Source organism: Salinifilum ghardaiensis (genome assembly GCF_054491345.1).
Genome location: NZ_CM137101.1, coordinates 2377607 through 2401714, shown reverse-complemented (window position 1 = coordinate 2401714; position 24108 = coordinate 2377607). Strand labels below are relative to the sequence as shown.

The window sequence follows — 24108 nt, the reverse complement described above, 5'->3', positions numbered from 1 at the left end:
TCCGTACGATCCACGTGAGTTGAGGGGTTGCCAGCGGTGCCGGGGCTTTTCACGCGCCCTGCGGGTCCACCGCCGCACGCGGGTCGTTCGGGGACGGCCGTGCGGTGCACGTGTCGTGACGCACCTGTGTACCTCCTTCGGGGCTCCGCGACCCCGCTTCGAGTCGGCGCGACGGCGTCAGTGTCCTGACTCGTGGATTCTCGCCGCCCCTCCGGCCTTCCCACCGGGCTCTCCGGCAGTGGCCGCGGGTGGAGGGAAGCTCCCCACTCACAGTGGCGGGACCGTGCCGGATTCGCACCGGCTTCCTGGTCGCCGTCGCAGTACGTGATCCAGAAGTACGCAGCCGCCCCACCGGATGTCAAGCCGCCCCGAGCGGTTCCCCGCCGGTGCCACCGGAGCGCCCGCGCACCGCCGAACCCGGCATGAGCAGCTGTTCCCCGCGGAATCCCGCGCTTTCAGCATCGATTTTGCTGTTGCAAGCGTGTTGCATTAGTCTCGGACACGTGGATCGGAACGGACGTTCGAGGAGCCAGGACATGCCCGGGGGAAGCGATCGAGCGCTCGGCGACTACACCGTGCGGCGCGCACGCCTGCACGACGTCGAGGGAGCGCGCACGCTCATGCTCGACACCTTCTACCACGTGCTCGGCCACGGTTACGTCCCCAGCTGGCACGCCGACGTGATCCACCTCGAGGACACCTACTTCCGCACGCCCGGCCACGCCCTGTTCGTGGCCGCGCTGGAAGACGAGGTCGTCGGAACCGCATCCGTGCGCTCGGACGGGCCGAAGAGCCCACCGCATCCACAGTGGATCGCCCAGCGCTACGGCACCGCGGAGACGGCGCAGATCTTCCGCACCTACGTCCGCCCCGAGCACCGCAGGAACGGCCTGGCCCGCGCGCTCGTCGGCCTCGCCTGCGAATTCGTCGCCGCGGCCCCCGAGTACACCACGCTCTACCTGCACACGAACCCGGCCGTGGACGGGGCGGAACCGTTCTGGCGCAGCCTGGCCACGGAGATCCACGACGGGCGGCAGGACGGCCGGCACAGCCCGTCCGTCCACTTCGAACTCCCCGTGCGCCCGGCCGCGGTGTGAAGCGCTTCCGGCGAACCACAGTGGATGGAGGAGTTGCGGTGGGAGGAGTACGACATCGTCGACCACCACGCGTGAGCGCGACTGCGGTCGCACGTTCCCGCGCTCGGGGTTGTCGGCGGTGCTCCGACAGGCCGAGCGCGCTCGCGAAGCGCGAGCCGCAGCACGCACCGGGCGCCCGCAGCCCCGGGAACTACCTCACAGCGGGCCGGTGATCTCGGCGAGGAGCGCGTCGTAGCGCTCCGGCACGTCCGGCAGCCGGCCCATCTCGCCGGAGAGCGTTGCGATCCGCTCCGCACGCTCACGTCCCAGCACGGGTGCGGCCAGGTTCCGGAACTTGCCGGTGATCTCCCGCCCCGTCATCGGTGATTCGGGACCGCCCGGCGCCGAGACCGCTCCGGACCGGAGACTGCGGCCGTCGCGGAGCACCAGCGTCGCCTCGGCCCAGCGCTGCTCCGGGAAGACCCGCTCGAACTCGGGCGCGACCTGCACGCGCAGCGACCGGCTCAGCCTCCGCAACTCCGCCCCCGCCCCGCTCGGCGCCGCCAGCAGTTCGGCGCCGACCCGCCCGTGCACCGCCGCGGCGGCCACGGCGAACGGCAGGCTGTACTGCGCCTGCTCGGTGCTCGCCGGTTCCCGGGCGGCCAGCCGGGCAGCGGCCGCGAAGGTGCGCACGTCGATCCGCGCGATCTCCCGGCACCCGACGTCGGACGCTCGCATCGGGCCGAGCACCGCCTCGATGGCAGGATGCGCCCACCGGCACACCGGGTAGGGTTTGAAGTACTGCTCCCGGATGCGCCACCGCACCCCGAGGTCGCCCCAGAGCTCCGAGTGCTCGACGAGGCCCGCGGGCGCACCCGTGAACCCCCGGGCAGCCAGAACCGCCGCGTGCACACCCGCGTGCGCGCCCCACGCCGAACCGTCCTTGACCATCGCGGGGCGGTCGACGCAGCGCATCATCGGACTGCGGGGAGCGTGGTACTCGGCGATGCCGAGGGCGTGCCCGCTCTCCTCCGGACCGATCCCGAGCGAGCGCGCTGCCACGGCCGCGCACCCGAGGGCGTTCCAGCCGCCCGAGGCGTGGTACTCGGAAGTGGCCGCGTGCAGCGCGATCCCGGCGCGGGTGGCGATCTCGTAGCCCACGACCAGAGCCGTGATCAGCTCCCGCCCGGAGCGCGCACCGGTGCTGGCGAGCACGGCGGGCAGCACCGCCGCACCCGCGTGGCCCTTGGTCAGCGCGTGCCCGTCGTGCCCGTCGAAGCTGTCCAGCACGGCGGCGTTGGCGAACGCCGCGCCCGCCGGGGAGGACAGCCGACCGTCGAACCACAGCTCGGCCCACCTCGCACCAGCGGGCATCTCCGCGGCGGCGTGTTCCAGGGCGATCCGCGCCATCGGCGTGCGCGCCCCCGCCGCGGCCACGCCGAGCAAGTCGAGCAAGCACCACCGCGCCCGTTCGACGACCTCGGGGGGAAGGTCGGCGAAGCGCAGCTCGCAGGCGAACGCCGCCGCCGGGTTCGTCCCGGTCATCGCCGATCACCGCCGATGTAGCCGTGCTCGCGCAGGAAGTGCAGCGCGGCCTCCTCCGGAGTGGCGCCCCGCATGTCCACCATCCCGTTGAGCTCGATCATGGTGTCCATGGTCAGGTCCTGGCCGATGCGCCGCGCGAGCTCGCGGATCTGCGGGTGCTCCCGCACCGTTTCCTCCCGGACGGTCAGCGCGGCCAGCTGCGTGTCGAAGTGCGTCCGCGGGTCCTCGAGCACCTCAAGGTTCAGCGACTTCAACCGGGCGTCGGTGGTGAACACCTCGGCGAAGTTGCACGGACTGCCCTTGGCCGCGTTGACGAAGTTCAGCGCGAAGTCGTTCTGGTAGGTGTGCTTGGAAGGGATCCGGAAGTCGTACGTCTGCTGCATCGGCCCGAACTCGCGGTCCAGGAACTCGGCCGCGCCGCAGATGCTGGCCTCCTCCGGACGGCGCTCGGCCAAGCGGGCGAGCTGCTCGAGGTCGTCCACGCGGCCGGCCGGACCGCTCGCGTCGGCGGCTCGAGCGATCGCGTACTTGTTGCCGAAGCGCGCCGGCCCCAACCAGGCGATGCCGTTGCGCTGCTCGTCCTCGCGCTTGACGGCCTCGTACTGGGCGCGCTCGCCGGGGACGGGGTCGTCGTGGCCGAGGTACAGCGACCACGCGGTGCCGCTGTACTCCCAGTACATGTCGATCTCGCGGTTGGTCAGCGCCTGCCGGGTGATCGTCGATCCGGACAGGCCGGTCTGGTCCTGCGTGCGCGCACCGGCCGCCCGCAGGGCGTTGCTCATGATCTCCCCGAGGATGGTCTGCTCGGTGAACTCCTTGGAACCCACCGTGAACTCAGCACCGCGCAGGTCGTACTCGCGCGCGATGGATCCTCCCCGCAGGTCCGCTCCGGTGGAGGTGCCGTTCCCCTCGCCGCTCACGCCGGCGCAGCCGCTGACGAGCACGGCGACGAGGCCCAGCAGCGCGCCCGCGGCGCGGAGCCGTCGGTGGTGCGGTGGTCGCAGCACGGGAAACCTCCCTGATCCGCGGCTAGTCATGATCGCCGCTCCGAATCCCCCGCGGGTGCAGGAACTCCTCGGCGATCCCGGCGAGCCAGTCGATCAGCAGCGCCAGCACAGCGACCAGAGCGCTGCCGGTGACCAGCACCAGGTTCCGGTTCGAGTTGATGCCGTTGGAGATGATGTCGCCGAGCCCGCCGGCGCCGACGAACGTCGCCAGCGCCACCGTTCCCACGGTGATGACCAGGGCGGTGCGGATGCCGGCCAGCATCACGGGCACGGCCAGCGGCAGTTCGATCTTCCACAGCACCGCCGTGCGCGTCATGCCCATCCCGCGGGCCGACTCGATCACCGCGGAGTCGACCTGCTGCAACCCGGCGAGCGTGTTGCGCAGCACCGGGAGGATGCCGTAGACGACGAAGGCGATGATCGCGATCTCGTTGACCCCCAGGCTGAGGAAGGTCACCGCGAGCAGCACGACCAGTCCGATGGAGGGAACCGCCTGGCCGAGGTTGGCCACGGTCAGCAGCGGGGCGGCCAGCGACCTGCTCCAGGACCGCGTGAGCAGCACGCCGGCGGGGATCGCGATCACGAGGATCAGGCTCGCCGCCGCGGCGCTCAGCAGCAGGTGCTGGACGACCCTGCTGAGGATGTAGTCGGGGTTGAGGCTGCGCGCCTCGATGAGGTCCAGCGGCTGGGCCGAGACGTGGACGTACAGCGCGGTCAACACCGCTGCCAGGACCACCGGCCTCGCCGCGTAGCGCCCCGCCGCCACGAGCCCGGCCGGTGCACCGCGGGCGAGCCGGCCGGTGGGGTCGCGGGTGAGAACGGCCATCGCGCTACACCTCCTGCAACTCGTCCGGGGTGTTCGCCGCGCCGGTGCCGCGGGTGTGCATCAGCTCGCGGAGCGAGTCCAGCTCCAGCACTCCGCGGTAGGCACCGCGCTCGTCGACGACGACCGTCGCCGAGGAGTTGTTCGCCAGCATCGCGTCGAGCGCTCGGAACAGCGTGTCGGCCGGGCCGAGCGGGGAGAGCAGCGGGATCTCCGCGTCGTCCGCGCCCGCCGCGCGCGGCAGCCAACCGGTCGGGCGGCCGTGCGAATCGAGCACCGGCAGGAACTCCTCGTCGCGCTGCCGGAGCAGGGCGGCCTGCTCGTCGCCGCTCATGTCCTCCCGCACCGCCGGCCACCGCGGCACCGGCACGGATCCGAGGGGGGTCAGCGAGAGCCGTTTGACGGCCGCGCCCGCGCCGAGGAAGTCGGCGACGAACGCGTCGGCGGGTTCGGCGAGGATGTTCTCCGGGGTGTCGTACTGCGCGACGGTGCCGCCCTCGCGGAAGATGGCGATGCGGTCGCCCATCTTGATCGCCTCGTCGATGTCGTGGGTGACGAACACGATCGTCTTGCGCAGTTCGGACTGGATGCGCAGGAATTCGTTCTGCAGCGCTTCGCGGTTGAGCGGGTCGATCGCGCCGAACGGTTCGTCCATGAGCATCACCGCCGGATCTCCGCCGAGGGCCCGCGCGACGCCGACGCGCTGCTGCTGCCCGCCGGAGAGCTGCTTGGGGTAGCGACCGCGGTGGCGGGACGGGTCCAGGCCGACCAGTTCGAGCAGTTCGTCCACGCGTGCGCGGACGCGCTCGGCGCGCCAGCCGAGCATCCTGGGCACCGTGGCGATGTTGTCGCCGACCGTGCGGTGCGGGAACAGCCCCGTCTGCTGGATGCTGTAGCCGATCGTGCGGCGCAGTTTGGCCGGATTCACCTCGGTGACATCGGTTCCGTCCAGGTGGATGCGTCCCGAGGTGGGTTCGATCAGCCTGTTGATCAGCTTCATCGTGGTGGTCTTGCCGCAGCCCGACGGCCCGACGAACACCACGATCCTCCCCGCGGGGACGTCCAGGTCGAGGTGCGCGACCGCGGCCGCGGACTGACCGGGGTACGACTTGGTCAGGCCTTCCAGGCGGATCATGGTCCGCTCGCCGCCGCTCGCGCGCGTCGTGTGGGTCATGTGTTGCCTCCGGCGGTCACCGAGGGGGTGTGGTGAGTCGGTTCAACAGGGCGAACAGGGCGTCGAAGAGCACGGCGAGCAGGACGATCCCGGCGATGCCCTCCAACGTCAGGTAGATCGCGAACGGCGTGCCGGCCTTGGCCAACCCGTCGAGGATGAGGTTGCCCAGTCCGGGGCCGTTGACCGCGGCGGCGATCGCCGCGATCCCCAGCAGCAACTGCGCGGCCACCCGCAGGCCCGTGATCACGACGGGCCAGGCCAGCGGGAACTCGACCGAGACGAGCCGGCGCAGCCGGTTCATGCCCATCCCCTTGGCCGATTCGACGACCGCGGGGTCGACCTCCCGCAGCCCCACCACCGCGTTGCGCATCACCGGCAGCAGCGCGTACATGGTCAACGCGGCCACCGACGGGCCGCTGCCCAGTCCGAGCGGTGCGATGAGCAGCCCGAACAGGGCGTAGGAGGGAATGGTCAGCAACGTGGACGTGAACCCCAGGACGAGGGTCCGCGCCCGGTCCGCGCGGTAGGTGGCGACGGCCAGCGGAACGCCGATCAGCACCGCCAGGCCGAGTCCCTGCAGCACGAGCACCGCGTGGTCGAGCGTGGCCGCCGCCACCTCCGGCCAATTCCCGGCGAGGTATTCGAGGAACTGCATCGCGCCTCACCTCACGGCTGAACGGTCATCGGGGCTCGTCCGGCACCGACGGAACCGAGCGGTTCGGCGAGGAAGGAGTCGACCATGCCGACCAGGTCGTGGAAAGCCGGGTGCTCGTCGAACATCCACTCCGTGTGACCCCGACCTTCGAGGATCTCCAGGCGCTTCGGTTCGGCGGCGCGCGCGTACAGCGAATGCGCCTCGGCGGGCTTGTGCAGCTCGTTCTCGCCGCCGTGCACGATGAGCAGGGGACGGGGTGCGAGCTGGTCGGCGACCGCCTCGGGCCGGAAGCGCAGCAGCATCTCGGCGGATTCCAGCGTCACGCCGGAGCCGAACCCGGGGGCGCGGTACAGCTCGTCGCCCACGTAGCCGTCGGTGGCGGTGTCCAGGTCCAACCGCACGATGTCCCACGGCGAGGCCACTTCGGACCGGCCCAGTTCCGTCCGCCGGGCGCGGTCGGCGACCACGCGCTGCAGCAGGCGCCGCCAGCTGTCGTCGTCGTGCATCGCCCTGGTCGACCGGTTGCCGTCACCGATGCCGTTGGCGCACACCACCGCCCCGATGCGGGGGTCCTCGGCGGCCTCGGCCACCACGACGCCGCCGCCCATGCCCCAGCCCAGCAGGCCGACCCGGTCGGCATCGATCTCCGGCAGGGCCGAGACGCGGTCCACCGCGGCGCGGAGGTCCTCCACCCACTCCTGCGGGACGAGCCGGCCGCGTTCGCCCTCGCTGAGACCGAAACCGCGGTAGTCGAAGGCCAGCACCGCGTAGCCGCGCGGTGCCAGCGCGCGGGCGAAGCGCTCGGGGTGGATGACCTTGAGCCCCTGATAACCGGAGGAGGGGATCACCACCGGGTACGGGGCGCCGGCCCCGTCGTCGTCGGGCAGGTGCAGGTCGGCGTCGAGCCGCAGACCGCTGCTGAAGAACGGCAGAGCGCGTGAGCGCACGATTCCTCCTGGTGAGTTGCAACTGTGTCAGGGCCGACCTGGTTCGGCCGGCTCGTTCGGCACCGACGGCAGCGGTTCCTCGCCCGCCATCGCCTTGGAGACCTGGCCGGCGGCGGCGCACACGATCCGGCCCGCCTTGTCCAGTTCCCGCCGCAGTCGGAACTTGGGTGCGGAGATGTTGAGCGCGGCGATCACCCGCCCGCGGAAATCGCGGATCGGCGCGGCCGCGGCGACGAGCCCTTCCTCGAACTCCTCGTCCACGAGGGCGTACCCGCGCGCCCGGGCCCGGTTCAGCCGCTCCAGCAGTTCGGCGACGTCGCGCGGAGCGCCGGGCCCCGCACCGTCGAACGAGGCCTCCGCGAGGAGCAGTTCGACCTCGTCGTCACCGTGGTCGAACAGCAGGGCGCGACCGGAGGAGGTGATGTGCAGCGGGGTCACGCGGCCCACCCAGCCCGCGGTCTGCACGGCCCGCGCGGGGCTTTCCGACAACAGCGTCAGCGCGCCGTCGCCGTCGAGCACCGTCAGGTGCGCGCGCTCCTTGCTGGCCGCGACCAGCCGGCGCAGCACTCGCGGTGCCTCCGCCAGCAGGCGCTGCCGCCCGACGTTGACGGCCATGCTGAACAGCCGCCAACCGAGCCGGTAGCCCATGGTCTCGGGGTCGCGCTCGACCATGCCGCTGTCCTCGAGCTCGCGCAGGGCGCGGGAGATCTGCGTCTTCTCCCTGCCCACCCGGCGCGCGATCTCCACCACGCCGAACCCACCGCGCTCGGTGGCCTCCGCCGATCCGAGGACGGACAGGATCGCCACCGCGCGGTGAACACTGGACGTCGCCTCCGCTGCCATGGCGGAAATCGTGGCGCTCGCCGGCGCGGGGGACAACGGTGGTTGCCGGTACAGCAACATCTCGATCACGCCTCCGCGCCGCCGTCGCCGCGCGCCAAGCCCGCGGACAGCACCTCGACCAGGTGCGACGCGCGCCGCCGCGTCCCCTGGCCGATCTGCGTGCGGCAGGAGAAGCCGTCGGCCAGGACGAGCACCTCGGGCGAGGCTTCGCGCACCGCGGGCAGCAGCGCCCGCTCCGCGCACGCCTGCGAAACCTCGTAGTGGCCGCGTTCGAAGCCGAAGTTCCCGGCCAGCCCGCAGCAGCCCGATTCCAGCCTCTCCTCGCCGATACCGGCGCGCCGCATCAGCGACCGCTCGGAGTCGAACCCGAGCACCGCGTGCTGGTGGCAGTGCACCTGCGTGATCGCCGAGCGGTGCACGCCCGGCGGGGACCAGTCGGGCGCGGCCGCGTCGAGGAACTCCGCCAACGTGTGAACGCGGCGGGCGATCCCCGCGGCCTGCTCGCCGCCGAAGAGCTCGACGAGATCGGTGCGCAGCGCTGCCGTGCAGCTCGGTTCCAGCCCCACGATCGGCAGGCCCTGCAGGGGCGCGAGCGCCGCCACGGCCCGCCGCATGACCTTCCGGGCGAGGTGGAGCTGCCCCGTCGAAACCCAGGTCAGCCCGCAGCAGACCGGGCCGCGCGGCAGCAGCACGCGAAAGCCCGCGTCCTCGAGCACGGCCACGGCCGCTCGCCCGACCTCCGGGGTGAAGAAGTTGTTGAACGTGTCGGGCCAGAGCACCACGGGAGGTCGCTCGGCCCCGCCGGCACCGGCGCGGCGGGCGAACCAGGCGGTGAAGCTCCGCTCGGCGAAAGCGGGGATGTCCCGCTGCGGTGCGATGCCGCCGGCGCGCTTGAGCGCTCGAGCCAGAGCCGGGTTCCCGGTGGCCGCGTTGACCACCCGCGGCGCCGCCCGCGCGAGGCGCGACCACAGCGGCAGCCAGCCCATCGAGTAGTGCGCGGCCGGCCGGAGGCGGCGGGCGTAGTGGTGCTGCAGGAACTCCGCCTTGTACGTGGCCATGTCCACACCGGTCGGGCAATCGGTCCGGCAGCCCTTGCACGACAGGCACAGGTCCAGCGCCTCGCGCACCTCCTGGCTGCGCCACCCGTCGGTGACGAGCTCGCCGGTGAGCATCTCCGACAGCAGGTGCGCGCGCCCGCGGGTGGAATGCCGCTCCTCCCCGGTGACCTGGAAGCTCGGGCACATCACGCCGGGGCCGTCGTCGCGCCGGCACTTCCCGACGCCGACGCACCGGCGCACGGCGCGGGTGAAATCGCCGTCGTCGTGCGGGTAGGAGAACAGCACGCCGCCGCTGCCGCCGCGCAGCGTCGTCGGCGGCCGCAGGTCCTCGTCGAGCGCCGCCGGTCGCACGAGCACACCGGGGTTCATCAACCCGGCCGGGTCGAAGATCGCCTTGAACTCGGCGAAGGCCTCGATCAGCTCCCGCGGGTACATGCGGGGGAGCAGTTCGGAGCGGGACCGGCCGTCACCGTGCTCACCGGACAACGATCCGCCGTGGGAGGCGACGAGGTCGGCGGCGTCGCTCATGAACGCCCGGAAGCGCTCAGCACCGCTGTCGGTGAGCAGGTCGAAGCCGATGCGCACGTGCAGGCACCCCTCGCCGAAGTGCCCGTAGACCACGCCCCGGTAGCCGTAGGAGCTCATCAGCTCGTCGAAGGCGCGGAGGTAGCCGCCGAGGTTGCGGGGAGGCACCGCGGCGTCCTCCAGACCGGGCCAGGCCTCCGAACCGTCCGGCAGGCGGGTCGCGATCCCCGCGCCCTCCTCCCTGATGCGCCACAGACCGCGCTGCTCGGCCGGGTCGGTGACCAGGCGGGCGCGTTCGGGCTCGCCCAGCGCATCCAGCACCGCACGGCCGGCGGCCTCGGCTTCGCCGGGATCCCCGCCGGCCAGCTCGACGAACAGCCAGGCGCGGCCCTCGGGCAGCGGCACGGGTTCCCCGTGCGCGGCGCGCCAGGCCTGCACCAAGTGCTGGTCGATGCCCTCCACCGCCAACGGGCGGTGCCGCAGCAGCTCGGGCACCGCGTCGCCCGCGGCGGGCGCGTCGGGGTAACCGATCACCGCGAGCACGCGCGCGTCCGGTTCCGGCACGAGCCGCAGGGTGGCCCCGAGGACCAGCACGCAGCTGCCCTCGCTGCCGGTCAGCGCGCGGGCGGCGTTGCAGCGGTTCTCCGGTAGCAGCTGGTCCAGCGCGTAACCGGAGACCCGGCGGGACAGCGCGGGCAGTTCGGTGCGCAGTCGCGCCAGGTTCCGGTCCGCCAGGTCCCGCAGTCGCGCGTACACCTGCCCCGCGCGGTCCGGGCGGCCCGCGAGCTCCTCGATCCGCTCGGCCGAGGCCGGCCCGAGCGTCATGCGCGTGCCGTCCGGCAGCAGCACCTCGAGCGACTCGACGTTGTCGGCGGTGGTGCCCCAGGCGACCGAGTGCGACCCGCAGGCGTTGTTGCCGATCATCCCGCCGATCGTGCACCGGTCGTGCGTGGAGGGGTCGGGCCCGAAGGTCAGACCGTGCGCGCGGGCGGCGGCCCGCACGTCGTCGAGGACGGCGCCGGGCTCGACCCGCACCGTGCGGGTGCGCGGATCGACCTCGCCGATCGCCGTGAGGTGCCGCGAGGTGTCGATCAGCACGCCGCCGCCGAAGGAATTTCCCGCGACGCTCGTGCCACCGCCGCGGGCGACGATCGGCACGCCGAACTCGTGGCAGGCGGCCACGGCCGCGACCACGTCCTCGGTGTCGCGGGGGAGCACCACGGCGTCCGGAGCGCTGCGGTAGTTGGAGGCGTCGGTCGTGTACAGCGCCCGCGTGGCCGCGTCGAACGCGACGGTGCCGCGGACCGCGCGGCGCAACCGGTCCGCGAACGAGGACGCACCTGTCCCCTTCTCCATGGTTCTCCTGGTGGTGGAACGGGGGTCACACCGGCTCGACGAGGGACGCGGGCGCGTCACCGGCGCACGCGAGCAACTGCCCCCTGTCGAGCCCCTGACGGGCCAGCACGTCGACGAGCGCGGTCAGCGCCTCGGGCGGCTCCGGTGAGTCCGGCTGCCCCGCGTCCGAGGAGAGGACCACGCGCTCGAGGCCGACCGCGTCGGCGAACGCGGCCAGCCCTTCGGGAGTGCATCCCGGTTGGTGCAACAGTTGGAACGTGGTGATCTCGACGAATCCGCCCCGGTCGGCGAACTCGGCCGCCTCGGCCGCGCTCATGGCCGGAACGGTGTAGGAGGGGTGGGTGAGCAGCAGCCGGCGCACGCCGCTCTCACCCGCCGCGTCCAGCAACCACCGCACTTCCGGGGTGCTGATGTGCCCGGTGGCGAGCACGGCGTCGGCGTCGGCGACGAACCGGCAGATCGCGCGCACGTCCTCGGCGACCGACCAGTCCACCGGTGGGATCGCGTACGTGCGCGTCGGCAGGTCCGGCACCGAGCAGCACAGCCGCGGCAACTCCGCGGTGCGCTGCGTGTGCGCATCGGCCGTGGGCATCCACACCACTCGCCCGCCGGCGCTCAGGCACGCCGCCACGGCGGTGGGGTTGATCCCGCCCACGTGCTGGTTCAGGGCCACACCGCCGTACACCCGCAGCGGCTGCCCGCTTCCCGCAGCCGCGGCGCGACCGACCGTCGACTCGTAGTGTCCTTTTAGGACACAACCGTCGAAACCCGCCGCGGCGTAGGAAGCCACCGTCTGCCGGTCATCGGCGCGCCGCTCGGTCACGTCCGGGGCTGCGTGCACATGCAGGTCGAACACGCCTCCCACACTGACCTCGCCGGCACCGCCGCGCAACGCTCGTTGCCGAGCCAGCAACACGGATCACTCGGCGCCCTCGTCGGCCAGCCGCCGGGCCTCCCGCGCGACGAGTTCGCACCGCGCTTCCTGCAGCAGGGGCAGCTCGCGCCGGCAGCGGCGCGCCCGGGCAACGTCGATGTCCACTGTGGTCAGATCAGGTTCGCGCAGGGGCGCCTCGGCCACCACCTCTCCCCACGGCGCGACCACGCGGGAACCGCCCCAGAACGACACGCCGTTCTCCTCGCCCACCCGATTGACGAAGACCACCCAGCACTGCTGCATCCGCGCGATGAACAGCACGAGCTCCCGCCAGTACGCCACCGTGTCGACGGCGCCGTCCTCGACCTCCGCGCCGGGCGACGCCAGGGGGGTGGCGCTGTTCGTCGGGACCAGCAGCACCTCGGCACCGTCCTGCGCGGCCAACCACGGCAGCGGGGGTTGCCAGGCGTCGTTGCAGATCAACGTGGCCATGCGGCCGTGCGGGGTGTCGTAGGCCCGCAGGCTCCGCCCCGGGGCGGCGTGCTTGCGCTCCTCCCAGTCGAGGTAGTTGACCAGGTACAGCTTGCGGTGGTTGTGCAGCAGCGCGCCGCCGGTGAAGTAGCCCGCCGCGTTGAACCTCCGCACACCACCGCTCTCGTGGGCACCGAGGAGCACGTCCGGGCCGTACCGGGAGAGGTCCGCGAGCCGCTCGTCGGCCATGTCCACCGAGCGATCACCGGGCACGCGCCCGAGGGCGTAACCGTGCAGGCTCAGCTCGGGGAACACCACCAGGTCGGCGTCCTCGGCCGCCGCCCTCCGCACCATCCGGTGCGCCTCGTCGAGGTTGGCCTGCACATCACCGAGCACGCAGTTGGTCTGGGCCCACGCCACCCGCATCGACATCCCTCCGCTCCGCTGCCGCGGCGCCACGCGGCGCCCGCGAGCGGCAGTTCTAGTCGCACGGGCGCTCAGCGGCAAGCGCGGTTGCCGAGCGGACAACCGCGCGGGGGCGCGTCCCCGCCGGCGGTGGCCCGCGGGGGCGGGTGCTCCGGTGCCGCTGCCGCGCCCCGGACCGCAGCACCCGCCCGGGCAGCAGCGAGCCCGCCGGGAACAGCACTCGCGGTGCTCCCGGCGGGCTCGCGCCGTTCGGACCAGCAGCGGCCGGAGAGGTCAGGAGACGATCGTCGATCCTTCCGCCGGGCTCTCCTCCGCCTCCGATCGCGCGCCCGCTCCTTCGAGGGGGTGCCCGGTCTCGTCGTCGGTGCGCCACGCCTGGCTCTGGAACGCGAGGAAGATGGCCACCCAGCGGTCCTCGCCGGCGAAGTGCAGCAGCAGCCCGCCGTCCTGCCACACGCCGTTGTCGTCGCGGTACTCCTCGCTGTTGCCCTGGTTCATGTGCACGCTGTGCACCCCGTTGCCCGGCTGGAACCCGAACACCTCGTCCGGCTCCTCCTCGGGGCCCCAGGGCTCGCCGAACACGTAGGCGTGCGCCGCGGGGTCCTGCTTCGCGCGGTGCACGTGGTGGTCCAGGAAGTCGGCCAGGTCGTTGCCGGGGCCGTCGGCCTCGGCCGGCACGGGCCGCATCTGCTCCCGCCGCACCAGGTCCGCGCGGACGTAGTCCAAGCTCGCCCCGTCCGGTTGCGACGGCAGGGCGTTCCACCCCGACCCCGCCTCGGGCAGGTGCGCGGTCAGCGGGTGCCGGAAGTCGTCGGCGGCGAAGTACAGCAACTCCCACGGCGGCTGCGCCGACTTGACGTTGACGGCGGCGCGGTAGTGCGTTCCCGCGTCGTCGGTGAGGTGGATCTGGTAGTGCGGCGTGTCATCGGAACCGCCCTCGCGGCGCGTGTCCACGACTCGGGCCGTCAGGACCCCGTACGACTGCAGCGGCATGGCGCTTCGCTCCTCCCCCGTCGCACGCCCCCTGCGAGCCGGGGCGTCGCTTCGATCAATTGCCCCGAACACAGTGGACGTGCTCGACCGCGGGAGGCAACACCTCCGGTGATCATTTGACCCGCCCGCCCGCCCGTCGTCATCCGTGCGCGCGGTGGCGTTCACGGGGGTTTCAGCGCTCCGCGCGCGACGATCACGGCGGTGAACTACTCGATGGTGTGGACGCCCCACGATCGAGGCCCGCCCGCACCCGGCGGGGACGACGGGCCGTCACGCTTCGTGCGAGCGCCCGCCGCTCCTGCATCCCCGCATCGCGGCAAGCGGTCCCCGGCGAGATCCTCGCCGCGCCGGCGCAGGCGCGCGCTCCGCTGCCCGCAGTCCTGCGCGGAGATAGCGTTTGCGCCGTGCGGACGAAGATCTTGAGCCTGTGCGCGGGAATTCTGACGACCACCTCGGTGCTGGCGGGATGCGCCGGCGAACCCGTCCTCAACAGCGAGCACGGTCAGCTCTCCGCCCCCGGCGACGAGCACTCCGACCAGGGCGCGCACTCCCCGGGCGAGGAGGCCGCTTCGCGGTTGCCGGGCATGCCGCCGAACGAGGACCCGGGGAACATCTACGCCTCCACGACGCGGGCCGACCAGCTCAGCGAACCGATGCGCGCGGCCCGGGAGCTCGTGTACGTGCCGAACAGCCGCGACGACACCGTCTCGGTCATCGACCCGAAGACGTTCGAGGTCATCAACACGTTCCCCGCCGGGGACGAACCCCAGCACGTGGTTCCCTCCTACGACATGCGCACGCTCTACGCCGCGGCCGACAAGGTGCCCGGCGGGTCGCTGACGCCCATCGACCCGAAGACGGGCGAACCGGGAGATCCGATCCCGGTGCAGGACCCGTACAACCTGTACTTCACCCCGGACGGGAAGTCGGCCGTCGTCGTCGCGGAGGCCTACAAGCGCCTCGACTTCTACGACCCGAAGACCTGGCAGAAGCAGGGCAGCCTGCCCGTCCCCGAGTGCGGCGGTGTGAACCACATGGACTTCACCGCCGACGGCAAGCGCGCCCTGATCGCCTGCGAGTTCGCCAACAGGATGATCACGCTCGACGTCGCGAACCGCCGGGTGATCAAGCAGTTCGACCTGCCGGTCACGGCGGGCGGCAAACCGCAGGACACCCGGCTGTCGCCGGACGGGAAGACCTTCTACGTCGCCGACATGGTCGCGGGCGGCATCTACCGCTTCAGCGGTGACGCCATGCAGTACCGCGACTTCATCCCGACCGGATCGGGAGCGCACGGGATCTACTTCTCCCGGGATGCGAAGCGGATGTTCGTGACCAACCGCGGCGAGGGCAGCGTCAGCGTCCTCACCGCGAACTCGCGCGAGGAGATCGACAAGTGGCAGATCCCGGGCAGCGCCAGCCCGGACATGGGCGCGCTGTCCACCGACGGTTCGCAGCTGTGGCTCACGGGGCGCTACGACAGCGAGGTCTACGTCCTCGACACCGCCACCGGTGAGCTGATCGAGCGCATCCCCGTGGGCAACGGCCCGCACGGGTTGACCTACGTGCCCCAGCCCGGTCGGTACTCCTTGGGCCACACCAGCAGCATCCGGTAGCCGGATCCCCTCCGCCGCCCTCCGGCGCCCTGCCGGAGGGCGCAGCAGGTGGGTGGCGCGGGGCGCCGCGCTCGCCGCTGCGGCACCGGGGCCGCACCGGCGAGCGCGGCTCACCCCGGTCCGTCGGTGCCCAACCCGCCGGTCCCCAACCCGCCGGTCCCCAGCCCGTCGGTGCCCAGCCCGTCGGTGCCCAGCCCGCGCAGCAGGGTGTCGACGACGCGGGTGGACAGCGCGTCGACGTCGCCGCCGTACCGCCCCTCGTCCGCGGCCTCGCACAGCAGCGCGAAGTACGCCCGGCGCGTCCAGTCACGTTCGCAGTCCGCGCGCAGCACACCGGCCTGCCGGGCGCGCTGGAACAGCGCGCCGCACCGGCGCTGCACCTCGTCGCGGAGCCGCTGCACCTCCGGATCGCTCGAGACGTCCATGCGCTCCACGGCGTAGCCCCAACCGATCTTGACCTCGAGGAGGTTGACGGTCACCTGGTACAGCGCGACGAGGGGTGGTGCGCTCTCGGGCCGCGCGGCGTCGACGGCCCCGGAGAAGCGGCGGGCGGCCCAGCCGACCATCGCGTCGACGAGCGCCTCGCGGCTGGCGAAGCGGCGGTGCACCGTGGTGCGGGCGACCCCGGCGGCTTCGGCGATGCGCTCCATCGTGGCGGTGGGATCGGCGCTGAGGACGCGCTCGGCCGCCTCCAGCACCGCCTGCGCGGTCCGCTCCGCGTCCGCACGCACCATCGGGCACCTCGTTTCCGCTCCGGGAATGTCGAATTGTACACGATCGTGCTGAATTAACCCTTATCTGCAACAGATGTGTTGCAGTTGCTACTCTGAACGCGCCGCCGGAGACTCCGTTCGCCCGCCGACCGCGCGGTTGGACGGAGCACCAGCGGGGAACCCTCCGGCGGAACCGGAGCACTGCATCGATCACCCCGCGGAGGAGACACGCATGCGGACCATCACCCTGGGCAGGACCGGACTGGAGGTCTCCCGGATCGCCTTCGGTACCTGGCAACTCGGCGGCGAGTGGGGGTCCTTCGACGAGGACGGCGCGATCACCGCCATTCGCCACGCCCGGGAGCTCGGCGTCAACTTCTTCGACACCGCCCAGGCCTACGGCTTCGGCAAGTCCGAGGAAGTGCTGGCCAAGGCGCTGCGCGCGGAGCTCGACCGCAACCGCGACGACCTCGTCATCGCCACCAAGGGCGGGGTCAACCCCGGCGGTGAGCGTCCCCGCGACGCGCGCCGCGACTTCCTGCGCGACGGGGTCGAGTCGAGCCTGCGCGCGCTCAAGCTCGACCACATCGACCTGTACCAGGTGCACTGGCCGGACGAGCAGACGCCGGCCGAGGAAACCGCCGCGGCGCTGCAGGAGCTCGTCGACGAGGGCAAGATCCGCCACGTCGGCGTCTCCAACTACACCGTCGCGCAGATGGCCGAGTTCGACCGCACGCGGCCGGTGGAGACGCTGCAGCCGCCGTACCACCTGTTCCGCCGCGGCATCGAGGACGAGGTGCTGCCCTACACCCGCGAGCACGACATCGGCGTGCTCGCCTACAGCCCGCTGGCCAGCGGGCTGCTGACCGGCCGGATGACCACCGGGAGCACCTTCGAGGACGCGGACTGGCGCGCGCAGTCCTCGGCGTTCTCGGGCGAGACGCTGCGGCGCAACCTCACCGTGGTCGACCGGCTGTCCGAGTTCGCCGCCGCCCGCGGCCACTCCGTCAGCCAGCTGGCCATCGCCTGGGTGCTGGCCCAGCGGGGCGTGCACGTGGCGATCGTCGGCGCGCGCAGCGCCCGCAACATCGAGAACAGCCTCGCGGCCGCCGACATCGACCTCAGCGCGGACGACCTCGCCGAGATCGAACGGCTGACCGCCGATGCGGTCTCCATCGAAGGCGCCGCCCCCGAGGGCGTGGTCTGAGGCCGCCGTTCCCGGAAGGCCCGGAGCAGCGCCGTGCGCGGCTCCGGGCCTTCAACCGTTCCCGGGGGCCTTCAGCCGTCCTTGCGCGCCACGACCGCGAATCCGGGGAAGTCCTCGTCGGCCGGCGCCGGCTCCCGCTCGGGGTGCCACAGCGGCACGCGCACCAGTCCCGGCTCCACCGGTGTGAAACCGGCCAGCAGCGATTCGATCTCGTCGCGTTCGCGCAGCACGACCGGCCGGGCGGTGGAGCGGTAGACATCGGTGAACTGCGCGACCTCCTCCGGCGGCAGGCCGGAGCGGCTCATGTGCGACAGGGCGAGGTAGCTGCCGGGAACCATGCGCTCCCGGTAGCGCGCGAGCACGTCGCCGGGGCGGCGCTCGTCCGGCACGAAGTGCAGCACCGCCGAGACCAGCAGCGCCACCGGCCGGTTCCAGTCGAGGTGGGCCGAGGCCCCGTCGAGGACGGCGTCCACATCGCACATGTCCGCCCGCACCACTCCGGCCAGCGGGTTGCCGGCGAGCATGCGGGAGGTGTGCGCCGTGGCGACCGGGTCGATGTCGACGTAGACGACGCGGCAGCTCGGCTCGTCGCGCTGGGCGATCTCGTGGACGTTGCCGACCGTCGGCACCCCGGAACCGAGGTCGAGGAACTGCCGCACCCCCCGCGCCACGAGGTCGCGCACGGCCCGCCCGAGCCACGCCCGGTTGACCTGCGCTCCTGTTTCGGTGAACGGCATGGTGGCGATGGCGCGCTCGGCCGCCTTCCGGTCGACCTCGAAGTTGTGCGCGCCGCCGAGGTAGTAGTCGTACATCCGAGCGGGGCTCGGCTGGTTGAAGTCGATGCCGTCGGGCACCCACGAATCGGACACGAACACCTCCCACGTCTTTCCGCTGCCGGCACAGCGTAGCGGCAACGGTGCGCGAGCAGCGCCGCCGAGACCGATTCGTTCCCGCCCGATCGCGGCACCACCCGCGGTGCGCACTGCCGCACCGGCAGCGAGCGGCGAGAATGGTGCCCGCCCCGAGACGCCGCGGGAGGCCGCCATGCACACCCTTCGGGATCTGTTCGCCCTGGTCGCACGGGTGGGCATCGGCGTGGTGCTCATCGCGCACGGCTGGCAGAAGTTCGTCGACTGGGGAATCGCGGGAACCGCGGAGAGCTTCCGCGGGATGGGGGTGCCCAGCCCCACCGCGGCCGCCTGGTTCGCCGCGGTCGTGGAACTGGTCGGCGGGGTGCTGCTCGTCCTCGGACTGCTGCTGCCGCTGGTGGGCGTCGCGGTGGCGGTGGACATGGCCGGGGCGGCGCTGTTCGTCCACGCGGGGCAGGGATTGTTCGTGCCGGACGGGGTCGAGCTGGTCCTCGTCCTCGGCGTGGCCACCCTCGCGCTGGGCTTCGGCGGAGGGCGGTGGTCGCTGGACCACGGCCTGTTCCGCCGCCGCGGCGGGCGGGCCGACAGGCACGCCCGCGCCGACCCGCGCGCCGGCGCGGGCGACCAGCCACCGGGAGCGGGCCGGTAGCCGAGCACCTCCCGCGTTCCGCTCACCACGCCGCGCGGTGGCGAGCGGGCGGTGGTCATCCGTGGCAGGGTCGAAGCGCTCCGTCCACCGTGCGCGCCGGGAGAGAACGTGGTCGACCAGGCCGAGACAGCCGGGAACCGAGCCCGGGGACCGTCGCTGGCGCGGGCGAGCAGCGCGATGGCCGTGGCCACCGCCACCAGCCGCGTCAGCGGCCTGGCAGCGAAGGTGCTGCTGGCGACGGTGCTGGGCATCGGCGTGGTGCACGACTCCTACACCGTCGCCAACACGCTGCCGACCGTCGTCAACGAACTGGTGCTCGGCGGGGTGCTCACCAGCATCGCCGTGCCGCTGCTGGTACGCGCCCAGCGGGACGGGGACCGCGCCGGCGAGGCCTACGCCCAGTGGATGATCACCATGGCCACGGTGGTCCTGCTGGTGACCGCCGTGCTGGCGGTGCTGCTCGCCCCGGCGCTGACGCAGCTGTACCTGGGCACCGACAGCCGCGCGAACTCGGCGCTAACCACGGCGTTCGCCTACCTGCTGCTGCCGGGCCTCGTCTTCTACGGCCTGTCGGCGCTGCTGCAGGCCGTGCTCAACACCCGCGGGGTGTTCGCCACACCGGCCTGGGCGCCGGTGGCCAACAACGTCGTGCTGCTGCTGACGATGGCGGCCTACCTGGCCGCGCCCGGTGAGATCTCGACGAACCCGGTGGAGATGGGCGAACCGAAGCTGCTGGTGCTCGGGCTGGGCACGATGAGCGGTATCGCCGTGCAGTGCTCGATCATGGCGGTGGCGCTGCGCCGCACGGGGTTCCGCTACCGGTGGCGCTGGGGGTGGGACCACCGGCTGGCCGAGTTCGGCGCGCTGGGCGGCTGGGTGCTGGCCTACACGACGGTCAGCCAGCTCGGCATGATCGCGGTGATCCGGGTGGCCGCGCACGGAACCCCGGGCAGCGTGACCACGTTCAACTACGCGTGGCTGCTGTCGCAGGTGCCCTACGGGGTGCTGGGGGTGTCGCTGCTGACCGCGCTCATGCCGCGGATCAGCCGGGCCGCGGCCAACCGGGACGCGCCCGGGTTCGTCGCCGACCTGTCGCTGGGAACGCGGATGAGCTCGCTGCTGCTCGTGCCGATCAGCGGGCTGATGGTCGTGGCCGGTCCGGCGATCGGCGTCGCGTTCTTCTCGCTCGGCGCCAGCGGGGTGGCCGCGGCCGACCGGCTGGGCATGGCGCTGGCCGCGGCAGCGCTGGGCATCGCCCCGTACGCGGTGACCATGCTGCAGATGCGCGCGTTCTACGCGCTCAAGGACGCCCGCACGCCCACGTGGATCAACCTCGTCAGCGTGGTCGTGCGGGCCGCGCTGTGCGCGGCCTGCCTGGTGCTGCTGCCGCCGGAGGAGGTGGTCATCGGTGCGGCGGCGGCGATGTCGGTGAGCTTCCTGTGCTCGGCGGTGCTCGGCCAGGTGTGGCTGCGCCGGCGGATGGGCGGGATGCGCACCGCGGGGATCGTGCCGAGCCTGGTGCGCACGACGGCGGTGACGGTGGTGGCCTGCGCCGCCTCGCTCGGCGCGATGGCGGCGCTGGGCCCCGCCACCGCCTCCCTCGGGGCGATCCCGGAGGCGTGGGTGGCGCTGGTGGTGCACACGCTCGTCGTCGGCGCGGTGGCGCTGGGGCTGCTGGCGCTGGTGCGGGCGCCGGAGCTGAAGCCGGTGCTGCGGCGGGTGCGGTCGGTGCTCGGCCGCGGCGGGTAGCAGCGCCGACCGCACCGCAGCGCTCGGCCGCTGCACCAACCGATCCGCGAGCTCCCTCACTTGCGCTGCCGCGCGGGCCGGTGCATCCGCTCCTCGCGCAGCGCGGCGATCTCCGCGGGTTCCTCGACCGGTTCGAGCGGTTCGCCGAGGGCCCACTCCAGCAGCAGGTCGGCCAGCGCCGGGTTGCGCGCGAGCACCGGGCCGTGCAGGTAGGTGCACACCACGTGCCCCTGCACCGCTCCTTCCGCGACCCCGTCGCCGTTGCCGATGCCGCTGCTCAGCCGTCCGAGCGGTTGGGAGTCCGGACCGAGTGCGGTGCGGCCGAGGTGGTTCTCGAAACCGGTCAGCGTGCCGACCCCGGGCAGCGTGCACTCGGTGGTGATCTCGCCGATGGACCGGCCGGCACCGGGCTCGGTGCTGGCGTCGACGAGGCCGAGCCCTTCGTGGCGCATGCCGTCGCCGGTGACGAAACTGGTGCCGAGCACTTGGAACCCGCCGCAGACGCCGAGCACGGGTACTCCGCGCTCGGCGGCGTGGCGCAGCCCGGGGCCGCGGGTGAGCACGCGCACCGCGGCGACCTGCGCCACGTCCTCCCCCCCGCCCAGCAGGTACAGGTCGCACTGGCCGGGCACTTCGGCCGCCGAGGAGTGCACGGTGACGGTCTCGGCATCGAGGCCGCGCCAGGCCAGCCGCTGCGTGAGCACCAGCACGTTGCCCCGGTCACCGTAGGTGCCGAGCAGGTCCGGCAGGACGAAGGCGATGCGCACGGTCATGCGGCCCCCTTGTGCGCGAGCAGATCGCGGAACGCGGTGTAGTTGGCGAGCACGTCCGGCTCGTCGCCGGGAACGGCGCTCAGCGCCTGGTGCGGGCTGCCGGCCACGTTGCAGGTCACGCCCGCGTAGCGCAGCCGCACGGCCACGTCGTAGGCGCGTTCACCGCTGACCCACACCGTTCGGCCGGCCAGCAGGCCGAAGTCGACGTCCCACAGCCACGACACGTCGTGCCCATCGGCTTCCCTGCTGTTGACCACGAGCAGCAGCGGCCGGTCGTTCTCGGCGACGAGGTGCAGCATCTCCAGCCAGCTGGCGGGGTTCTTCGCCAGCAGCAGCCGCGCGCGGCGGCCGGCCAGCCGCACGACGCCGTAGCGGCCGCTGGCCTGGTGCATGGTGCGGATGCGGCCCAGCATGGCGTCCTCGTCACCGCCGAGCTCCGCGCCCGCGGCCAGCGCGAAGGTGGCGTTGACGCGGTTGACGTGTCCGGGCAGCCGCAGGTCGAGCGAGTGCTCGGCCCCCTCGGGGCCGACGACGCCGCGGTCGGTCACGCTCCAGTCGGCTTCCGGCCGGCGCAGCCCGCACACGCATTCCCACGCCTCGTCGAGTTCGCCGAGGAACGTGCCGCAGCGGGGGCAGTTCCACGCGTCGTCGCGCCAGTGCACCCCGGCGGCGACCCAGGTGACCGCGTCGTGCTCGGCCACGGCCAGCACGATGTTCGGGTCGTCGCGGTTGGCGATGACCCGCGTGTTCGGCGCGCGTTCGAGGGCGCGGCGCAGGCTGGCGGCGACGGTGCGGACCTCGCCGACGCGGTCGAGCTGGTCGCGGCTGAGGTTGAGCAGCACGATCACCGCGGGTTCGATCTGCTCGGTCACCCGCGCCAGGTGCAGCTCGTCGACCTCCAGCGCGGCGAACGGGGCGCGGCGGTTGCTCATCAGGGCGGTCACGTGCCCGTCGGGCATGTTCGCCCCGGTGGCGTTGCTGACGGCCGGTGCCAGCGAGCGCAGCGCCTCGGCGGTGAGCTGCGTGGTGGTGGTCTTGCCGTTGGTGCCGGTGACCATGACCACGCGCCGCGCGCGGCTCAACCGCCGCAGCAGGTCGGGCTGCACGGTCAGCGCCACGCGGCCGCCGATCATGCCGCCGCTGCCGAAGCGGGTCAGGCGGGACAGCAGCGCGGTGGCGCGGCCGAGCTGGACGGCGAGCGCGGTGCGCGGGTCGGTGCGGCGGCGCGCCGGGACGACGCGCCACTCGCGGTGCTCGGGCGCCTGCTCGGGCGGCCGCGACGGGGCCGGTGTCGACGGTTCGGAGGGCGGCGCGGGGCTCGGAACGGCCTGCTCGCCCTCCCGCGAGGTCTCACCCCGGGCACCGGTGCCGAGCGCGCCGCGCGAGGTTCGGTCCCGTGCTCGGTCTGTCATTCGAGGCTCCCCTCGGGCAGCCGTCCCCATTTGCACTGCTGCGACCGGCGGGCCGGGACACGGAGGACACCGCGGGTGTTCGGCGGTCGCATTGCGGCCAGTGTGGCCCGACACGGGCGTGCCAGCCCGACGATCAGGCGACCGCTGCGGGGGCGCGGAGCGCTGCCGGACCGGACACGACGACCCGAGCAGGGATTTCCCGCTTTTCGGGCGGATCAGGCGAGCAGCGTCACACTGCGATGTTGACTGCCGCGGGAGCAGGCGCGTGCGCCGGGCGGATGCCGGCGCGCGAGGCGGACGTCTCCCGCCGGGGCGGGAGTCGCCGGGTCACGCTGACGGGCGATCAGCGCGGTCGTGTCCGAACCTCGGAGGTGACGGAGCGCAGCGCGGGAGCGCGAGTTTCGGGGGGAGGGGAACCGTGGTGGTGCTGGTGCTGGTGCTGGCCGCGTTCGTGCTGGCGGCACTGGTCTGGACGCTGTGGGACGTGCTGTCGGCGTGGCGCCGGCCGCGGTTATGAGGGACCGGCGGCACGGAGCCGGGGACCCCGCCGGAGAGAGGCAGGCGGGGTCCCCGGGGAGCGCCCGGTGCGCGCACCGGGCGAGTCGTGCCCCGTCTCGGTGATCAGACGGCCAGCTGCTGACCCGGCAGGATCAGGTTCGGGTTGTCGAGCACCTCGCGGTTCTGCTCGAACACGTCCCGCCAGTTCACGCCGTACTGCTGGGCGATGCTGCCGAGGGTGTCGCCCTTCTGGACGGTGTGCTCGTCGCCGGAGCTCTGCTGGGCGGGCTGCTCAGCGGGCGCGGACTGGGCCTCGGCGGACTCCTGCGTCTCGGTCTGGGCCTCGGCCTCGGCCTCCCCGGAGCCGGAGGAGACGTCCTGGTTCTCCAGGCCACCGCCGGCGGTGAGTCCGGCTTCCTGGCTGCACACGGGCCAGGCACCGGGGCCCTGCGCCTGCAGCACCCGCTCGGCCACGGCGATCTGCTGTTCGCGGGTGGCGTCGGCGGCGTTCGACGCGTACTCGGTACCGCCGTAGCCCTCCCAGGTGGACTGGTTGAACTGCAGGCCGCCGTAGTAGCCGTTACCGGTGTTGATGCTCCAGTCGCCGCCGCTCTCGCACTCCGCCACGGCGTCCCAGGTGGCGTCCGAGGCCGCGTTCGCCGCGGGCAGGGTCAGGGCGAACGGAGCGGCCACAGCGGCACCGGTCAGGGCGACACGCGCGATGTTGCGAGTAGTGCGATTGTTCGGCATGGTCTCTTCTCTCCAGTGGCGCCTGCGAGTGCGACCTCGCCCCTGCTCCTTGCACGATCTCGGGGGTGGGAAATCCGCCGGCAGGGTTCGGCGCTGCGC

21 protein-coding genes and 1 riboswitch are annotated in these 24108 nt (G+C 72.8%); of the genes, 5 read left to right on the top strand and 16 right to left on the bottom strand.

Translation table 11 applies throughout. From position 1 onward, the window contains the following. Nucleotides 1-158 precede the first annotated feature (158 nt). Nucleotides 159-358: riboswitch (cobalamin riboswitch) on the bottom strand. A gap of 178 nt (nucleotides 359-536) precedes the next feature. Then, nucleotides 537-1097, top strand: coding sequence for a GNAT family N-acetyltransferase (locus tag ACVGV0_RS11015; protein ID WP_459159763.1), 561 nt, complete (start codon nucleotides 537-539; stop codon nucleotides 1095-1097). 195 nt (nucleotides 1098-1292) lie between these two features. Here the strand turns inward: ACVGV0_RS11015 and ACVGV0_RS11010 are convergent, their stop codons facing one another. The 11 genes from ACVGV0_RS11010 to ACVGV0_RS10960 form a co-directional block, all read right to left on the bottom strand. Further along, a complete protein-coding gene (locus ACVGV0_RS11010) occupies nucleotides 1293-2621 on the bottom strand; it encodes an MmgE/PrpD family protein (RefSeq protein WP_459159762.1) in 1329 nt (442 codons plus the stop codon). Then, entirely contained in the window at nucleotides 2618-3628 is a 1011-nt protein-coding gene (locus ACVGV0_RS11005) for a glycine betaine ABC transporter substrate-binding protein (RefSeq protein WP_459159761.1), read from the bottom strand. The genes ACVGV0_RS11010 and ACVGV0_RS11005 overlap by 4 nt, the downstream gene beginning before the upstream one ends. A gap of 22 nt (nucleotides 3629-3650) precedes the next feature. Then, nucleotides 3651-4454 carry an ABC transporter permease gene (locus ACVGV0_RS11000; protein WP_459159760.1) on the bottom strand — a complete coding sequence of 268 codons (804 nt, stop codon included), beginning with the start codon at nucleotides 4452-4454 and terminating at the stop codon, nucleotides 3651-3653. Between the two features lie 4 nt (nucleotides 4455-4458). After that, nucleotides 4459-5625, bottom strand: coding sequence for an ABC transporter ATP-binding protein (locus ACVGV0_RS10995; protein WP_459159759.1), 1167 nt, complete (start codon nucleotides 5623-5625; stop codon nucleotides 4459-4461). Between the two features lie 16 nt (nucleotides 5626-5641). After that, nucleotides 5642-6280 (bottom strand): ABC transporter permease, encoded by a 639-nt coding sequence (locus tag ACVGV0_RS10990; protein WP_459159758.1) that lies wholly within the window; start codon nucleotides 6278-6280, stop codon nucleotides 5642-5644. 11 nt (nucleotides 6281-6291) lie between these two features. Then, complete coding sequence (locus ACVGV0_RS10985; RefSeq protein WP_459159757.1) at nucleotides 6292-7227, bottom strand: alpha/beta hydrolase; 936 nt, start codon at nucleotides 7225-7227, stop codon at nucleotides 6292-6294. 27 nt (nucleotides 7228-7254) lie between these two features. Beyond that, a complete protein-coding gene (locus tag ACVGV0_RS10980) occupies nucleotides 7255-8130 on the bottom strand; it encodes an IclR family transcriptional regulator (RefSeq protein WP_459159984.1) in 876 nt (291 codons plus the stop codon). A 5-nt stretch (nucleotides 8131-8135) separates the two neighbouring features. After that, nucleotides 8136-11009: an FAD-binding and (Fe-S)-binding domain-containing protein gene (locus tag ACVGV0_RS10975; protein WP_459159756.1), complete on the bottom strand. Its 2874-nt coding sequence runs from the start codon at nucleotides 11007-11009 to the stop codon at nucleotides 8136-8138. Between the two features lie 25 nt (nucleotides 11010-11034). Then, nucleotides 11035-11865, bottom strand: coding sequence for a DUF6282 family protein (locus tag ACVGV0_RS10970; protein WP_459159755.1), 831 nt, complete (start codon nucleotides 11863-11865; stop codon nucleotides 11035-11037). Between the two features lie 63 nt (nucleotides 11866-11928). Then, nucleotides 11929-12780: a nitrilase-related carbon-nitrogen hydrolase gene (locus ACVGV0_RS10965; protein ID WP_459159983.1), complete on the bottom strand. Its 852-nt coding sequence runs from the start codon at nucleotides 12778-12780 to the stop codon at nucleotides 11929-11931. Between the two features lie 273 nt (nucleotides 12781-13053). Continuing rightward, nucleotides 13054-13773, bottom strand: coding sequence for a DUF2278 family protein (locus ACVGV0_RS10960; RefSeq protein ID WP_459159754.1), 720 nt, complete (start codon nucleotides 13771-13773; stop codon nucleotides 13054-13056). 404 nt (nucleotides 13774-14177) lie between these two features. On the opposite strand from ACVGV0_RS10960, the gene ACVGV0_RS10955 reads away from it, so the two are divergent. After that, nucleotides 14178-15389, top strand: coding sequence for a YncE family protein (locus tag ACVGV0_RS10955; protein ID WP_459159753.1), 1212 nt, complete (start codon nucleotides 14178-14180; stop codon nucleotides 15387-15389). 110 nt (nucleotides 15390-15499) lie between these two features. On the opposite strand, the gene ACVGV0_RS10950 is transcribed toward ACVGV0_RS10955, so the two are convergent. Further along, complete coding sequence (locus ACVGV0_RS10950) at nucleotides 15500-16123, bottom strand: TetR/AcrR family transcriptional regulator (protein WP_459159752.1); 624 nt, start codon at nucleotides 16121-16123, stop codon at nucleotides 15500-15502. 211 nt (nucleotides 16124-16334) lie between these two features. On the opposite strand from ACVGV0_RS10950, the gene ACVGV0_RS10945 reads away from it, so the two are divergent. Then, entirely contained in the window at nucleotides 16335-17309 is a 975-nt protein-coding gene (locus ACVGV0_RS10945) for an aldo/keto reductase (protein ID WP_459159751.1), read from the top strand. 71 nt (nucleotides 17310-17380) lie between these two features. On the opposite strand, the gene ACVGV0_RS10940 is transcribed toward ACVGV0_RS10945, so the two are convergent. Next, nucleotides 17381-18178 (bottom strand): SAM-dependent methyltransferase, encoded by a 798-nt coding sequence (locus ACVGV0_RS10940; protein ID WP_459159750.1) that lies wholly within the window; start codon nucleotides 18176-18178, stop codon nucleotides 17381-17383. Between the two features lie 175 nt (nucleotides 18179-18353). Between ACVGV0_RS10940 and ACVGV0_RS10935 the strand changes: the two genes are divergently transcribed. Together ACVGV0_RS10935 and murJ are read left to right on the top strand one after the other, a co-directional pair. Next, complete coding sequence (locus ACVGV0_RS10935; RefSeq protein ID WP_459159749.1) at nucleotides 18354-18827, top strand: DoxX family protein; 474 nt, start codon at nucleotides 18354-18356, stop codon at nucleotides 18825-18827. Between the two features lie 108 nt (nucleotides 18828-18935). Beyond that, a complete protein-coding gene (gene murJ, locus ACVGV0_RS10930) occupies nucleotides 18936-20576 on the top strand; it encodes a murein biosynthesis integral membrane protein MurJ (protein WP_459159748.1) in 1641 nt (546 codons plus the stop codon). A gap of 56 nt (nucleotides 20577-20632) precedes the next feature. On the opposite strand, the gene ACVGV0_RS10925 is transcribed toward murJ, so the two are convergent. The 3 genes from ACVGV0_RS10925 to ACVGV0_RS10915 form a co-directional block, all read right to left on the bottom strand. Continuing rightward, nucleotides 20633-21349, bottom strand: a complete 717-nt coding sequence (locus ACVGV0_RS10925) for a type 1 glutamine amidotransferase (RefSeq protein WP_459159747.1) — start codon at nucleotides 21347-21349, stop codon at nucleotides 20633-20635. Further along, nucleotides 21346-22761 carry a DUF1727 domain-containing protein gene (locus tag ACVGV0_RS10920; protein ID WP_459159746.1) on the bottom strand — a complete coding sequence of 472 codons (1416 nt, stop codon included), beginning with the start codon at nucleotides 22759-22761 and terminating at the stop codon, nucleotides 21346-21348. The genes ACVGV0_RS10925 and ACVGV0_RS10920 overlap by 4 nt, the downstream gene beginning before the upstream one ends. A gap of 621 nt (nucleotides 22762-23382) precedes the next feature. Beyond that, nucleotides 23383-24009, bottom strand: a complete 627-nt coding sequence (locus ACVGV0_RS10915; protein ID WP_459159745.1) for a transglycosylase family protein — start codon at nucleotides 24007-24009, stop codon at nucleotides 23383-23385. Between the last annotated feature and the right edge of the window lie 99 nt (nucleotides 24010-24108).